This is a genomic window from Candidatus Binatia bacterium (assembly GCA_029243485.1).
Lineage (GTDB): Bacteria > Desulfobacterota > Binatia > UBA12015 > UBA12015 > VGTG01.
In genome coordinates, this window is record JAQWRY010000032.1 from 85,949 (window position 1) to 99,521 (window position 13,573).

Below are 13,573 nucleotides of genomic sequence, written 5' to 3' on the forward strand. Positions count from 1 at the left end.
GACGATCAGCCCTTCGCCCGGCTGATGAATCGTGCGTCGCGAGTGTCGACCTGAACTAGTTCCTCGTTCTCGAGGTAGGCCGGAACCTGGATCTCGAGGCCGGTTTCCAGGGTGGCGGGCTTGGTCTGCGCTTGGGCCGTCGCACCTTTGATCGCGGGCGCGGTTTCGGTCACCTGCAGCACCACTGTCATCGGTAGGTCGATCGAAATCACCTGCTCGTTGAAGACGACGGAGCGGAGCCCCTCGAGGCCCTCTTTCAGGTATCCGGTAGTGTCCCCGAGATCCTCGCCGGTGAGCGAGAACTGCTCGTACGATTCGACGTCCATGAAATGGAAGTCCGAGCCGTCGCTGTAAAGGAACTGGACGGATCGCATTTCGAGGTTCGGTACCTCGATCTTGTCGCCGCCGCGGAACGTCTTGTCGGCGACGCCGCCACTTCGCAGGTTGCGCACCTTCACCTTCGAGAGGGAGCTCGCGCCGCGCGCCGACGGGGATTGCACGTGCACGTCCGTGACCGTGTACGGGTCTCCGTCGATCAGGATGCGCAGTCCGCGCTTCAGGTCACTCGTCGAGATCATGGTTGGGCTCCCTCACGTAAGGGTTGGGTTTCTAGCAACAGGCGAAGGGGGAGCAAGGAGTCTTGCTCCGCCTCCGGTCGTGTGGCCTATGGCGTCTGTGGGTGGACGAGACTCGCTCGTGGTCTTTGCTCGGTATCCGAGCCCGGGGAAGGTGAAGACGCGGCTGGCGGCCGGCATCGGAGAGGATCGCGCGGCGCGGCTCTACGACGGGTTCGTTCGCGATCTCGCCGGGCGCTTCGCGGCTGCCGGCCCCGAGCTGTCGTGGGGGGTCGCGCCGCCCGATCCCGGGTTTGCAGAGCATTTCGGGGTCCCGCCTGAGACTTGTTTCGTGCAGGAGGGAGACGACCTCGGTGCGCGGATGCTCTCCGCGCTCGAAGGAGCGCTCTGCGAGGAAGGGTCACGCTGCGTGCTGATCGGATCGGATGTCCCGCACCTGCCTGCCGAGCGCGTCGCGCAGGCGTTCTTTGAATTGGAGTCGGCCGACATGGTGCTCGGCCCTGCTCTCGACGGTGGCTACTACCTGATCGGGATGGGGCAGCCCCATGATGTGTTCTCGGGGATGACGTGGAGTGTGGACTCGGTTCGGGCCGAGACGCAGGCGCGGGCCGCCGCTCGAGGGCTCTCCGTCGCGCTTCTGGATGAGGAGTTCGACGTGGACGAGATCGAGGACCTCGATCGGCTTCGTGCGCGGCTCGCCGCGGGCGGCCCGCCCTGCCCGGCGACGACCCGCATCCTCGCCGAGCTTGCACGCCCGTAGGCGGGCTGCGATCGTTTTACAGGCTCGCGATGCACTGCACACTCGTTTCGCATACGCACTGGGACCGGGAGTGGTACCGGACATTCCAGAACTTTCGCGCGCGCCTGGTCGATGCGATCGATCGCGTACTCGACATGGCGGCGGAGGATCCGGAGTTTCGGTTTCTGCTGGATGGCCAGACGATCGTACTCGAAGACTACCTCGAGATTCGGCCGGACCGTCGTGAGGAACTCGAGCGCGCGTGTCGCGAGCGTCGCATCGCGATCGGGCCCTGGTACGTGCAGCCCGACTCGCTCTTGCCGGCGGGTGAGACGCACGTGCGCAATCTTCTCGAGGGGCGTCGGGTCGGCCGCGCCTTCGGGGGCGTGTCACAGATCGCGTACACGCCGGATTCGTTCGGGCACCCGGCTCAGTTCCCGCAGATCTTCGCCGGGTTCGGTCTCGATCTCTTCACGTACTGGCGCGGCAATGGCTCTGAGATCGACGACTTGCCTGCGGAGTACCGATGGGAGGCGCCCGACGGAACGTCGGTCCTCGCGCATCACCTGGGCGAGGGTTACTTCGGCGCCTGCGGCCTGCCCGAAGATCCGATCGCCGCCGCGGTATTCCTGCGGGGAGTGTCCGACGAACTCGTGAAGCGGACGACCAACGACCGTGTCCTGCTCATGAACGGCATCGACCATGCGATTCCCGGCCCGGGCGTGGGGACGGTTCTCGAGGTTCTGAGACGATCGACGGGTTGGACGGTCAAGCGCGGCGTTCTGGAGGATTTCGCTGAGGGATTATCGCCCGACGCGCCGACGTATCGTGGCGAGCTCGTCGGCGGTCGTATCGCCAATCTTCTCCCGGGCGTCTGGTCGGCTCGCATGCCTCTCAAGCTCCGCAACCGAGAGGCCGAGGCCGTGCTGCTCGGATGGGCCGAGCCCTGGGCCGCGCTCGCCGCACGCTCGGGCCTCCGCGATGATCGTCCAGCGCTCCGCACCGCGTGGCGCTCGCTGTTGTGCAACCAGGCTCACGATTCGATCTGTGGTTGCTCGCAGGACCGTGTGCACGACCAGGGCGAGGCGCGCTACGATGTTGCGATAGAGCTTGGCACGGAGACGGCCACACGGTGCTTGGAGCGGCTCGCCGGCTTGGACACTACACGGAGTCAGCCGTGGGATGCCGACCTCGACGTCGCGGTGTTCAACCCGTCCCCGCACCCGCGAACCGACGTCGTTCGGTTCCCCTTGGAGGCGGCGGCCTGGGTCGAGTTCCGGGGGGACGTCGAGCGCTCCATGCAGGTGCATCCGTTGCTCGGCGCCACGGTCCAGGCGAAGGGCTACACGGCGGACGGCGTTGCGGCGCGTCTCGTTCGCGAGACGGGCTCCCCGCGCTTGCGGCTCCAGCCGGATCAGGCGCCGCTCTATGTCGAGACGATCGTCCGAGACGTCCCGGCCTTCGGTTGGCGTCGGGTGCGACTTGAGCGCACAGAGGCGCATCCCGACGAAGAAGATGACGGCCGCGAGATCTCGAACGAGGACGTGTCGGTTGCGGTCGCACCCGACGGGACGCTCGACGTTCGGCTCGGCGAGCAACTGTTTCGTGGACTGTGCGGGCTCGAAGACGTCGGCGATCGCGGCGACACCTACGACTTCGATCCGGTCCCGGGTCTGTCGGAACCGCGGCTGGAGTCTCTCCTCGTCTCCCGTCGGCGTCATCCCGGTGGGATGCAAACCCTGCGGGTCGAGCGCGTGTTCTCGACGCCCGACTGCCTCGATCCGGACCGTCGCCACCGAAGCGTCGTGAGGACGAAGTCGCGCGTCGTCATCGAGGCGTGCATTGCGGACGGGCTCTCGCGCGTCGACCTCGAAGTTCTGGTCGACAACCAGGCGCGCGACCACCGTCTCCGCCTCCTGTTCCCGACTGGAGACAAGGGCGGCGACGCGTTGGCTGCTACGACGAGTGACATCGCGCGCCGAGCCGCGCAGGTGGCTGACGCGACGGGTTGGATGCATCGCGCGCCGACGACCTTTTGTCAGCAGGGTTTCGTTCGCGGGGGTGGCCTGACGGTGGGCGCCCCCGGACTGCCGGAGGCGGAGTGGAACGAGGACGGGGTGATTGCCCTGACGCTGGTGCGATCCGTCGGCTGGCTCGCACTCATGGACCTCGAGAGCAGGCCGATCCCGGCGGGGCCGGTGGTGGAGACCCCGGGCGCGCAGTGCCTCGCGCCGTTCCAGACACGCATCACGTTGCTCGGCACGCTCGACCCCGCCGCCGTGCGGGAATTCGAACTCGGATTCATGGCCGTGCCCGCAGGAGACGCGCCCCTGGTCGACAGCCAGCGCTCGCTATTCGAGATGGATTCGCGGACCGTGCTCCTCGAGACCTTGAAGCCGGCCGAAGAGGGGGAGGGCGTCGTGGTGCGGCTGCTCAACCCGACCGATCGAGAGGAATCGGTCTGTCTTCGGACCGCGTTTGGTGCGGAGAAGGCGACTCCGGTGCGCTTGGACGAAGAAGTCTGCGGGGAGTCCGTCTCGATCGATGGCGGTACGCTTCGAACGACGGTGCCCGCGCACGCCCTCCGCACGTTCCGCCTCGACTAGCTCGCGGCCTGCTCCTGCAGTTCGATTTCGCGCCGCAGAGTCGCCTGCTTTTCGCGATCGAGAGGGAAGTTCCACATCAGCCCCGCGACGCACGCGAAGATCAGGCACGGAGGCCACACGAACATTCCGACCAACCCGGCGATCGCTTCGGGGGAGTTCTCGGCGCCCGGTGTGTATCCGATCCACTCCAGCAGCGGGTATACGATGCCGATCGAGACGGCGTAGCCGACTTTGTTCGTCATCGTGAGGAGCGAGTAGTACAGCCCGGTGCGCTGCGCTCCGGACTCGACGCGGTCCTGGTCGGCGACGTCGGCCATGATGGAGCGGAACAGGAACGGAGCGGCGCCGAGATTGATTCCGACGAGCAGGCAGAAGCCGATGGCGGGGAGGACCTGTGCCGTCGGGATCAGCAGGATGAGCGGGATCGAGATCGTCGTGAACAGGGACGAGAGCGCCAGTGTGCGGTGCTTGCCGAGGCGGTAGCTCAGTCGAACGATCGGGGCGATGAACGTGACGCCCGAGATGAAGTACACGAGCAGCAGGAAGCTCGCGGACTTGGGGAGCTGAAGGTAGTCGTCCGCGAGAAACAGGAAGAGCGCGGAGATGATGCCGCCGCCGATGCCTGAGAGCGCATCCATGATGAGCACGCGGCGAAGGGCCGCGTTTCCCGCAAGGAGGGCCGATGCCCGCCGCCATCCGAGCGAAGGTGCCTCCGGTGCCTCTCGTTCCGGAACCTTCGAGACGGCCCACGCCACGGTGATCGGCAGGCACACGATGATGAACCACCCCATCGCCGCGACCCGCCCGGCGCGCGTCGACGTCGGGTCTACCTGCTCCAGAATTGCGGGGAGCGCGAGGACAGCGATCACTCCGAGAAGCAGTGCGATCTCGCGCGCGGCTTGCACGCGCGATCGTTCGTCGTAGTCGGGAGTGAGTTCGGCGCCCCACGACATGTGGGAGATCGTGAGGAGGGTCCATCCGACGTAGAGGAAGATCATCCACCCCAGGAGGTAGAGCCAGCTGATCGGTGGGTCAGGAGCGAAGATCTGCCAGACGGCGACCAGGACGATCGGGACGGATGCCACGATCCACGGGCGTCGTCGTCCGAAGCGTGTCCGGACACGGTCGGAGAGTACGCCGAGCAGCGGGTCCGTCAAGACGTCCCAGAACCGGGTGATCATGAAGACGGTGCCGACCAGGCTCAGCCCGATGCCCATGTCGTCTGCGTAGAACGGCGGCAGGTAGACGATCAACGGAAGCCCGAGGGCGGAGATCGGAGCCGCGGGCGAGGCGAAGGCGATCAATGTGGGGAGCGAGAGCGGGGCGGGCTTCATGAGTGGTTTCGACTGCTCCGGCGGGAGTCCCATGACTAGCAGGGAGCCGGTCCGACATGCCATACGACCCACATGGGCGAGCCGGTCTCCTGCGAGGGTGGGTGCCACTGTGGTGCCGTCAGATTTCGCGTCCGCTTCGAGCGGTACGAAGCGCTGCAGTGCAACTGCTCGATGTGTTCGCGAAAGGGGTTCCTTCACCTGATCGTGCCGCCGGAGGATTTCGAATTGCTGGGCGGTGCGGACGATCTCGTGACCTACTCGTTCAATACGCACATCGCGAAGCATCGGTTCTGCCGCATCCATCCCTTCCACGAGCCGCGCTCGCACCCCGATCAAATCGACGTGAACATCCATTGTCTGGATGAGCCGCCGCTCGACCGGTTCGCGGTCGAGAAATTCGACGGGCGTCGCTGGGAAGACAACGTCGAGCAGATCCGCTCGTCGGGAGATTGAAAAATGGGTCTTTACGATCGCTGGATCCTTCCGAGGGTCCTGGACTTCGCCATGCGCCAGCCGCCGATTCCGAAGCAGCGGGAGAAGGTCGTGCCTCTCGCGGAGGGCCACGTCCTGGAGATTGGGATTGGCTCTGGGTTGAATCTCGCGTACTACGACCAGAGCAAGGTGACGAAGCTGTGGGGGTTGGATCCGTCCATGGAACTTCGGAAGAAGGCGGTCGAGCGCTCGGCTGAGTCCGGGATGGAAGTCGAGTTCATCGGTTTGTCGGGCGAGGACATCCCACTTGAGTCCGGTTCCGCCGACACCGTGCTCACCACGTTCACGCTGTGCACGATTCCCGACGCTGGCGCCGCGTTGAAGGAGATGTATCGGGTCCTCCGCCCCGGGGGGCAGCTGTTGTTCGCCGAGCACGGGCGCGCACCCGATCAAGACGTCGTTCGCTGGCAGGACCGGATCAACCCGGTCTGGCAGCACGTGGCCGGTGGCTGTAACTTGAACCGAAAGATCGACGTGTTGGTCGAGGAGGCCGGTTTCACGGTGCGGGATCTGGAGCAGTCGTATCTCCCGGGCCCCCGCCCGTGGACCTACAACTACTGGGGCGCCGGCGTTCGCGCCGCGTAAGGGGGCTAGAGCGAAGATGAGTGACCGCGAGTGGAAGGACGTTCGAGGAAGTGGTGCCGAATGTACCGGGGATCTCCCGGTCGACGAGTTCATGGCCGGACTCGAGGCGCTTCAGGCAGAAGTTGCGACTGCGAAGAACCAGGTCTGGCCGCGCGTCGCCGACGGCACCCTGTCCGAAGAGTTGCTGAAGCGGCTTTGCAAGGAGTACTACTTCCTCGGCAAGTGGTACACCTGCGAGTTCGGGTCGCTCGTTGCGAATGCGCCGGACGTCGACGCACTCGGGCTGGGCTCGAGCGAGCACTTTTTGCACTGGGCGCAGAATCTCGCGGATGAGATGGGCTTCGCCGGTGATCGGAACCACGTCGACATGAAGGTCGACTGGGCCCGGATGCTGAAGATCTCGGAAGACGAACTCGTTTCCTATCGGGCGATGCCCGAGACGATCGGGTCGGTCTTCACGAGCCTCTACTACATGCGTCGGACCTACGAAGAAGGGCTCGCCGCCTTCGGGTGGGCCGGGGAGCGGTTCGCCGCTTCGACGAACTACGCGAAGATGATGTACGAGGGGATGCGGGACCACTACGGAATCGAGGTCGAGAACTTCAAGGTCCACGCGTACGCCGAGGAAGACCATGGCCGTCAGGCAGACTTTCTGCTTCGGCAGGTCGCCGGCTCTGCCGGGCAGCAGCGGCGCATCCGTCACGCGATCGAACACGTGCTGATCTGTCGGAACGCACGGACCGAAGCGCTCAATCGCTGGCTGGACGAACCGGGTGCCATCCGCCGCAAGGTCGCCTGACACACCGGGACGCATCGCAGCAGCTTTCTCGTTGACCACGGGGTGCCCGGGGGGCAGGGTCTCGGGTTGGATGAAGCCGCCAGCGGTTGCCCGCATCGTCTCCGCCACCGCGGTGTTTTTCGCCGTGAATGCGTCTGCGTTCACCTACGTAGTTGCCGAGTCCGGCGGGGACTTCACGTCGATTCAGGCGGCGCTCGATGTCGCAGTGGCCGGGGACACTATCGAGGTCCGAGAGAAGCCGACCCCGTACTCCGAGAAGATCATGTTCCCCACAAGTGGGAGCGTAGGTGCGGGCTACATCTCGCTCGAGGCGGCGGCCGGCGAGAATCCGGTCCTCGACGGCACCGGGGTCGGCGGCGACAACATGGTTCTGATCGAGAACCGGAGCTACGTGCGGCTCGTCGGCTTCGAGATTCGCAATAATCTCAGCGTGAATGACGGCTCCGGGGTCCGCATCCTGGGTGCGGGCTCGCACATCGAGATCCGCGACAACGAGATCCATGAAATTCGCGGCCAGCACGCGATGGGGATCACCGTCTACGGGACCGAGGTTCAGCCGATCTCGGATCTCGTGATCGACGGTAACGAGATCCACGACTGTGATCCCGCCCAGAGTGAGGCGCTCACCCTCAACGGGAACGTCGCCGACTTCGAAGTGACCAACAACGTCGTTCGCGACGTGAACAGCATTGGCATCGACTTCATCGGTGGTGAGACGGACATCCAACCGGACCCGACGAAGGTGGCTCGCGACGGGCTGTGCGCGGGCAACACCGTGATTCGTGCCAACGCGAACTACGGCGGCGGATTCGGCGGTGGTATCTACGTGGATGGTGGCAAGGATATCGTCATCGAGAACAACGTGGTCACGCAGAGCGATCTCGGCGTAGAGATCGGCGCGGAGAACTCGGGGCTCGTGACGAGTGGCATCATCGTTCGCAACAATCTGATCTACGACAACGACAAGGTCGGGCTCGTGTTCGGCGGCTTCAGTAGCTCGGTCGGGACCGTCCAGGGCTGTGAGTTCCGGAACAACACGTTGTACAAGAACGACACCTTCGCCGAGGGCTTCGGGGAGATCTGGATTCAGTACGCTCAGAACAACGTCATCCGGAACAACATCTTCTACGCGACCGACGAGAACCTACTGCTCGCGTCCTACGGCAACGGGAATCAGAACAATACGTTCGATTACAACGTTTGGTTCATCGACGACGGCGCGGCGAGTGCGCGCTTCGTTTGGAACGACGACGAGCATGTTGGCTTCGCTACCTATCAGGTGGCGGAGGGCCAGGATGCAAGCTCGCAGTTCATCGATCCGCAGCTCGTGCAGCCGGCGGCCGCCGATTTTCACATCGATGGTCAATCCGCTGCCGTGAACGCCGGAGACCCAGCGACATCGGTGGACGTCGGTGAAGAGGACCTGGACGGTGCGTCGCGCCTCTCAGGGCCACGCGTCGACGTGGGCGCGGATGAGGTCACCTGTGGGGATGCGGTGGTGAACCCCGGAGAAGAGTGCGACGACGGGAATGCGATCGACGGCGACGGCTGCGATTCGAACTGCACATTCACGGCCTGCGGGAACGGGATCCTCACCGCAGGAGAGGTTTGCGATGACGGGAACACCGCTTCAGGAGACTGTTGTGACGGCAGCTGTCAGCAGGAGGCGAATGGGTCCTCCTGCGACGACGATCGGCCCTGCACCCACCAGGACGCCTGCACGGCCGGGGTCTGCGCCGGCGTGGTCGAGCCCGACCCGACGTGTCGCACCGCTGGGAAGTCCGGACTCACCATCAAGCCTGGCCCGTTCAGCATCAAGGACCGGCTGACGTACACCTGGAAGAAGGGTGCCGCGACGACCCTTGCCGAGTTGGGCGACCCTACTCAGGGGGCCGGACCCGGCCACGACATCTGCCTGTATGACGGCAACGGAGCCGGCTACGACCTCGCTCTGGAGATCGAGATTCCGCCCGCCGGGACCTGCGCCGGGAAGACATGCTGGAAGGCCGCGGGCAGCAGAGGCTTTAAATACAGCGATAAGAGCGGCTCTCGGCACGGCGTCAGGAAGATCGTGCTGAAGGCGGGTGACGCCGGAAAGACGAGTCTGGTTCTGAAGGGGCAGGGGGCCGCGTTGCAGCCGCCGGCATTGCCGCTGGATGACGTTCCGGAAGTTGCCTTGCAGGTGCGCAACGATCTCGGACTCTGTCTGGGGACCACGTTCGCGGCGCCGGCGACGTCCAATACGGCGTCGAGCTTCAAGGATAAGGTTCCCTAGGCGTGGTCTGGTTCGTTGACCCGAGGGCCTGTCCTCGGGCACCTAGAGAAGTGGGGCCGGGTACCGGCAGCACCGAGTCGGGCGATCCAATGCGCTGGTCCCAGCGTCATGAGGATCGAGGAACAGTATGGGGAAGAAGCCGCGGAGTTGGTGCGGCAACGCGGCTCGTGCTGGGCTGCATCCTCGCCTACGGAGTGGCGTGGGTGTTCGAGCACTACGAGCATCCGGGACGCAACGCGACCTACGGCTTGCTCTTCGGCGCAATTGTGGTCGAGCAGTAAGGCCGGGTCCAACGGGCGGGCCGCAGTGCCCGCAACCTGTTCGAGTTGATCACCTCGAAGCTCGACGTGCTGCGCAACCTCGTGGGCAATGCACTCAAATTCACCGATCACGGCAGCGTCGTGATCACGGCGCGCCGGCATGGTGAAGGGGGCGATGTTGCGTGGATGGCTTCCGCGGACCCGCCGGCTGAATGATCCGCTCGGCGACGCGCTCCCGGCTACTCCTTCAACCGGGGCGGAAGCGCGTACCACTCTTTGAGTTGCGCGAGAAGCTGCTGCGCATCGGGTTGCGCGAGCTTTTCCTCGCACTCGGCCTTCGAGTATCCGGTTCGGAGGCCGGTCGTGCGCGCCTGCCCTTCGTCGAAGACCTTGGACAGAATCTCGAGGTGTTGGTCGGAGGCACCGCGGCCCCGCGCGTAGCGGAGGTAGGAAGCGCGGATCCGAACGGGGGGTCGGATGTCACAGGTGATGAAGCGGCCACTGTAGCTGCCGTACTTCAGGGCTGTGTCTTTGAGCTCTTCCACGACGATCACGTCGATCGCGGCAGCGGGGCCGGTGGACAAGGAGAGCGCGACGAAGGCGATTCCGAGCAGAAAGATACGTGACGAGACCATCGTAACGAGGCTAACGACGACGGCCGACCGAGTCTACTGGGGCGGCCGCGCCGTCTTGGTGGTGTAGATTGCCACGAGGCGTGCGATCACGGCGGCGATGTAGAGCTGCCCGATCACGGCTTCGACCGCTGCGAGGTTGCGTGCGATCGGTGCGACCGGCGCGATGTCTCCGTACCCGACCGTCGTGAGGGTGATCAGGCTGAAGTAGCGCAGGATGCTGCTCCCGCGGTGGCTTGCCTCGGCGAGTTCCACGCCGATCGCGTCCGATACCGCGAAGGCTTCCGGGTCGATGTGCGCGATCAGCATGAACAAGCGAGCGAACAGAAAGCCGATGAGGAGGTAGACGGCGGACGCCCCGAACACCGTGTCCGCCTCGACCTCGTTGCGCGAGAATATGTCTGTGAGAATGCCCCACGAGACCAGCGTGAGAAAGATGACCCCGGCGACGTCCGTGAGGATCGGGAGCCCGTTCTCGGATATCGGCGCCGCGGCCTCGAGCGCGACGAAGGTCGAGCCGCAGAGGCCTATCAGCAGGAGCAGCGTTCGGTCCGACCAGATGGCGCGGAGGCTGCCCACGAAAACGAGGAACGTGAGCGAGGTGAGGCCCAACGGGGTCTCTGGCTGTGTGGCTACAAGAGGCTCGAAGACGAAGAGGAGAAGCGTCGCTATCAGCAGGAAGGAGTATCGTCCGGTGAGCATGTCGAGCGGGAGAGTCTTCATCGTTTTACGATTCCTACGACCCCGCCGGAGACCAGGCTGGCAACGTCGGTCAGGATCCGCGGGAGCGCGAAGCCGCCAGGGGAGGCGAGGTAGCGCGGTGTCCACTCCGGGTCGAACTTGTCCTTGTACTGGCGCAGACCCTGGAAGTTGTAGAAGTGCTCGCCGTGGCGATAGAGGAATCCGCCGGCACGGCTCCAGAGCGGGGCGAGCGCGTGTTCGTCCATACCGGAGAACGGCGCGAGTCCGAGGCCGAACCGTTGGTACCCACGGGCGCGTGCCCACTGCATGCCTTCGATGAACAGGAAGTCCATCAGCCCGGCCGGGCCGCCGGGCAGATGGCGCATGAGGTCGAAGGACATCTCCGCGTGCTGACCGCTTTCCCAAAGATTCGCAAATGCAACAATCCCGTTTTCGGTGCGCACGATCGCGATCGGGAACCGCCGCAGGTACGCGCGATCGAACCGCCCAAGCGAAAAGCCCTTCTCGCGGGTGTTCTTCTCGGCGAGCCACGTGTCCGACACCGTCTGCAGTTCGGGGAGGATCTCGTCGACGCCGTTCGGGGGCACGATCTCGAAGTGGGCCCCGTCCTGCGTGGCCTGCCTATGCGCCCGCCTGAGGCGAGCCCGCTCGGGCCCGTCGAGGCTGAAATGCTCGAGGGGCACGTGAGCTTCCTGGCCGAGCTTCAACAGGTTCAATCCGAGATCGACGTACGTGGCGAGGTTCGCGCTGCCGACCTCATAGAAGACCGTTCGGGCGCCGTGTCTCCCGGCGAGTGCGTGGAACTGCCACGCCAGGTCGCGCGTCTCCTCCTGCGGGCCGATGGGGTCGCCGAGTGCGATGAAGCTCGTCCCGGCAACTCCGTACATGACGAAGGCGTTCCGGCTCGCCGTCAGGAGGAACGATTTGTCGCCGGCGAGCGCGAGGTGCGCAGTCGCCACCGGCGAGTCGCGCACGACGCTCTCGATCCGTTCCCAGGTCTCGTCCGAGGGGGCTTCGGGGTCCGGGGGGGCGGGCCTCAAGAGCCGCGCAGCGCCGTACATGACGAAGGCGATCGCTGCACCGGCAAGGGCGCGCAGTCCGCGGGATGCCTGGCTCGAGAGTTCGAATTGCCACCAAAGGTCCGCTTGGTACTCGACGTGACGATAGGAGAACAGGAGCAACCAACCGGCACCGACCAGCACCAGAATCGCGGCGAACGTCCAACTTGGAGTGAGGGGTTCGTCGAGAAGGGAGGAGCGTCGGTAGAAGTGTCGACGGCACGGGATCAGCGCGAGGAGGGCCACGGCGAGGATGGCGGTCGTCTCGAGATCGAACGCACGGAGCAGCGAGAAGGCGGCTCCGGCGGCGAGCAGGCCGGAAGTGAGAGCCCAGGCCGCGTTCAGGCGGAGCTGCAGTCCGCGAGCGAGGAGAACCAGGGCCATCCCGATGAGGCTCGCGAGGAAGTTCGACAGGTTCAGGACCGAGAGCGGTAGCGCGCGCGCGAGCCATTCGAGCTTTTCGGGGGCCGTCGGCGTCGTGCCGCCGACGACGAGCAACAGGCCCGCGATGAACGTGAGCAGGGCGAGTGCCTGCGGGACGATCTCTGGAACCCAGCTGCCGACGATCCGCCCCACTTCGCTCGCATGGGACTTTCTTTGCAGGAGCTCGTGTCCTCCGAGGAGCAGGCTCGCGACCGCGAGCGGCACGACGTAGTACACGCCCCGGAACACGAGGACGGCGCCGAGGAGTTCGGATTTCGGGGCGTACGGTGCGAGCGCGATCAGCAGCGTCGCCTCGAATACGCCGAGCCCCGCGGGCACCGCGCTCGCGACGCCGATCACCTGTGCGAGGAGGAAGGATCCGAAGAAGATCGGAAAGGTGAGTGTCGGGGTATCGGGTAGCAGTACCCAGAGCACGGTGGACGCGAGGAGCCAGTCCGCACTCGAGACGGCAATCTGAGCCGTGCCGATTTTGGGCGCGGGCATCTCGATCTGCCAGCTTCGGAGCCGGATGGGCCGACTGCGCAGCGAGCAGCGCACGAGGTAGGCCCCGACGAGGACCGGCCCGACGAGGCCGAGGAGGCGGGTGAGGTCGGCGTCGAGCGGAACCAGCGCGCGCAGCGCCTGCGGCTCGCCGATGAGGACGACCCCGCCGAGTGTCAGAAACCCGAGCCAGAAAGTGAGTCCCGTGAAGCCGATGACCTTGGCGATCTCGACCGAAGAGAGTCCCCAGCTCGAGTACAATCGATACCGCACGGCGCTGCCGCCGAGGAAGATCGGCCCCAAGTTGTGGTTCACCACGTAGCCGACGAAGGACGCCATCGAGATTCGTCGATACGGTAGCCAGTGGTCGATGTAGACGAGTGCAAGCGCGTCGTATGCGGTGAGCACGATGTAGCTCAACGCCGAGAGCAGAAGCGAGATGGCGATCGCCGTCGTCGGTAGGCTTCTCGCGTACGCGAGGATCTGGTGGGTCGGGATGTCGCGCAGTTCGCGATGGAGCACGAAGCCCACGCCCACGACGAGGACGACGCCCAGCAGAGGAGGCCCGTACCTCCGAAGGATCGTCAACACG

Annotated in this window: 12 protein-coding genes; 7 read left to right on the plus strand and 5 right to left on the minus strand. The window is 65.2% G+C overall.

All coding sequences use genetic code 11. From position 1 onward, the window contains the following. Positions 1–5: 5 nt before the first annotated feature. Positions 6–578 carry an elongation factor P gene (efp, locus tag P8R42_10810; protein MDG2305128.1) on the minus strand — a complete coding sequence of 191 codons (573 nt, stop codon included), beginning with the start codon at positions 576–578 and terminating at the stop codon, positions 6–8. 88 nt (positions 579–666) lie between these two features. Between efp and P8R42_10815 the strand changes: the two genes are divergently transcribed. Next, a complete protein-coding gene (locus P8R42_10815; GenBank protein MDG2305129.1) occupies positions 667–1,335 on the plus strand; it encodes a TIGR04282 family arsenosugar biosynthesis glycosyltransferase in 669 nt (222 codons plus the stop codon). Between the two features lie 29 nt (positions 1,336–1,364). Next, the gene (locus tag P8R42_10820; GenBank protein MDG2305130.1) at positions 1,365–3,920 is read left to right on the plus strand and encodes a glycosyl hydrolase-related protein; all 2,556 of its coding nucleotides are present in this window, start codon (positions 1,365–1,367) and stop codon (positions 3,918–3,920) included. Here P8R42_10820 and P8R42_10825 read toward each other — a convergent pair. Further along, the gene (locus P8R42_10825; protein MDG2305131.1) at positions 3,917–5,254 is read right to left on the minus strand and encodes an MFS transporter; all 1,338 of its coding nucleotides are present in this window, start codon (positions 5,252–5,254) and stop codon (positions 3,917–3,919) included. The two genes, P8R42_10820 and P8R42_10825, sit on opposite strands and share 4 nt — an antisense overlap. A gap of 72 nt (positions 5,255–5,326) precedes the next feature. Here P8R42_10825 and P8R42_10830 point away from each other — a divergent pair, with 72 nt between their 5' ends. The 5 genes from P8R42_10830 to P8R42_10850 all read left to right on the plus strand — a co-directional run bounded on the left by P8R42_10830 (position 5,327) and on the right by P8R42_10850 (position 9,881). After that, complete coding sequence (locus tag P8R42_10830) at positions 5,327–5,707, plus strand: GFA family protein (GenBank protein ID MDG2305132.1); 381 nt, start codon at positions 5,327–5,329, stop codon at positions 5,705–5,707. 3 nt (positions 5,708–5,710) lie between these two features. Beyond that, entirely contained in the window at positions 5,711–6,331 is a 621-nt protein-coding gene (locus P8R42_10835; protein MDG2305133.1) for a class I SAM-dependent methyltransferase, read from the plus strand. Positions 6,332–6,347: 16 nt separating this feature from the next. Further along, positions 6,348–7,130, plus strand: coding sequence for an iron-containing redox enzyme family protein (locus P8R42_10840; GenBank protein ID MDG2305134.1), 783 nt, complete (start codon positions 6,348–6,350; stop codon positions 7,128–7,130). A gap of 70 nt (positions 7,131–7,200) precedes the next feature. Next, on the plus strand, positions 7,201–9,405 hold the full coding sequence (locus tag P8R42_10845; protein ID MDG2305135.1) for a right-handed parallel beta-helix repeat-containing protein: 2,205 nt from the start codon (positions 7,201–7,203) through the stop codon (positions 9,403–9,405). A 326-nt stretch (positions 9,406–9,731) separates the two neighbouring features. Continuing rightward, complete coding sequence (locus P8R42_10850) at positions 9,732–9,881, plus strand: hypothetical protein (protein ID MDG2305136.1); 150 nt, start codon at positions 9,732–9,734, stop codon at positions 9,879–9,881. Between the two features lie 23 nt (positions 9,882–9,904). Here P8R42_10850 and P8R42_10855 read toward each other — a convergent pair whose 3' ends face one another. Genes P8R42_10855 through mprF form a run of 3 tightly spaced genes read right to left on the minus strand, consistent with a single transcriptional unit; the run spans position 9,905 to position 13,572 of the window. Then, a complete protein-coding gene (locus tag P8R42_10855) occupies positions 9,905–10,300 on the minus strand; it encodes a hypothetical protein (protein ID MDG2305137.1) in 396 nt (131 codons plus the stop codon). Between the two features lie 33 nt (positions 10,301–10,333). Beyond that, positions 10,334–11,020: an ion channel gene (locus P8R42_10860; GenBank protein MDG2305138.1), complete on the minus strand. Its 687-nt coding sequence runs from the start codon at positions 11,018–11,020 to the stop codon at positions 10,334–10,336. Beyond that, entirely contained in the window at positions 11,017–13,572 is a 2,556-nt protein-coding gene (mprF, locus tag P8R42_10865) for a bifunctional lysylphosphatidylglycerol flippase/synthetase MprF (GenBank protein ID MDG2305139.1), read from the minus strand. Before mprF ends, P8R42_10860 begins: the two co-directional genes overlap by 4 nt. Position 13,573: the final 1 nt, after the last annotated feature.

What these genes read in the sequence shown, in the direction of transcription:
- efp (MDG2305128.1), bottom strand. Translation starts at nt 578, where the DNA reads ATGATCTCGACGAGTGACCTGAAGCGCGGACTGCGCATCCTGATCGAC.
- P8R42_10815 (MDG2305129.1), top strand. Translation starts at nt 667, where the DNA reads ATGGCGTCTGTGGGTGGACGAGACTCGCTCGTGGTCTTTGCTCGGTAT.
- P8R42_10820 (MDG2305130.1), top strand. Translation starts at nt 1,365, where the DNA reads ATGCACTGCACACTCGTTTCGCATACGCACTGGGACCGGGAGTGGTAC.
- P8R42_10825 (MDG2305131.1), bottom strand. Translation starts at nt 5,254, where the DNA reads ATGAAGCCCGCCCCGCTCTCGCTCCCCACATTGATCGCCTTCGCCTCG.
- P8R42_10830 (MDG2305132.1), top strand. Translation starts at nt 5,327, where the DNA reads ATGGGCGAGCCGGTCTCCTGCGAGGGTGGGTGCCACTGTGGTGCCGTC.
- P8R42_10835 (MDG2305133.1), top strand. Translation starts at nt 5,711, where the DNA reads ATGGGTCTTTACGATCGCTGGATCCTTCCGAGGGTCCTGGACTTCGCC.
- P8R42_10840 (MDG2305134.1), top strand. Translation starts at nt 6,348, where the DNA reads ATGAGTGACCGCGAGTGGAAGGACGTTCGAGGAAGTGGTGCCGAATGT.
- P8R42_10845 (MDG2305135.1), top strand. Translation starts at nt 7,201, where the DNA reads ATGAAGCCGCCAGCGGTTGCCCGCATCGTCTCCGCCACCGCGGTGTTT.
- P8R42_10855 (MDG2305137.1), bottom strand. Translation starts at nt 10,300, where the DNA reads ATGGTCTCGTCACGTATCTTTCTGCTCGGAATCGCCTTCGTCGCGCTC.
- P8R42_10860 (MDG2305138.1), bottom strand. Translation starts at nt 11,020, where the DNA reads ATGAAGACTCTCCCGCTCGACATGCTCACCGGACGATACTCCTTCCTG.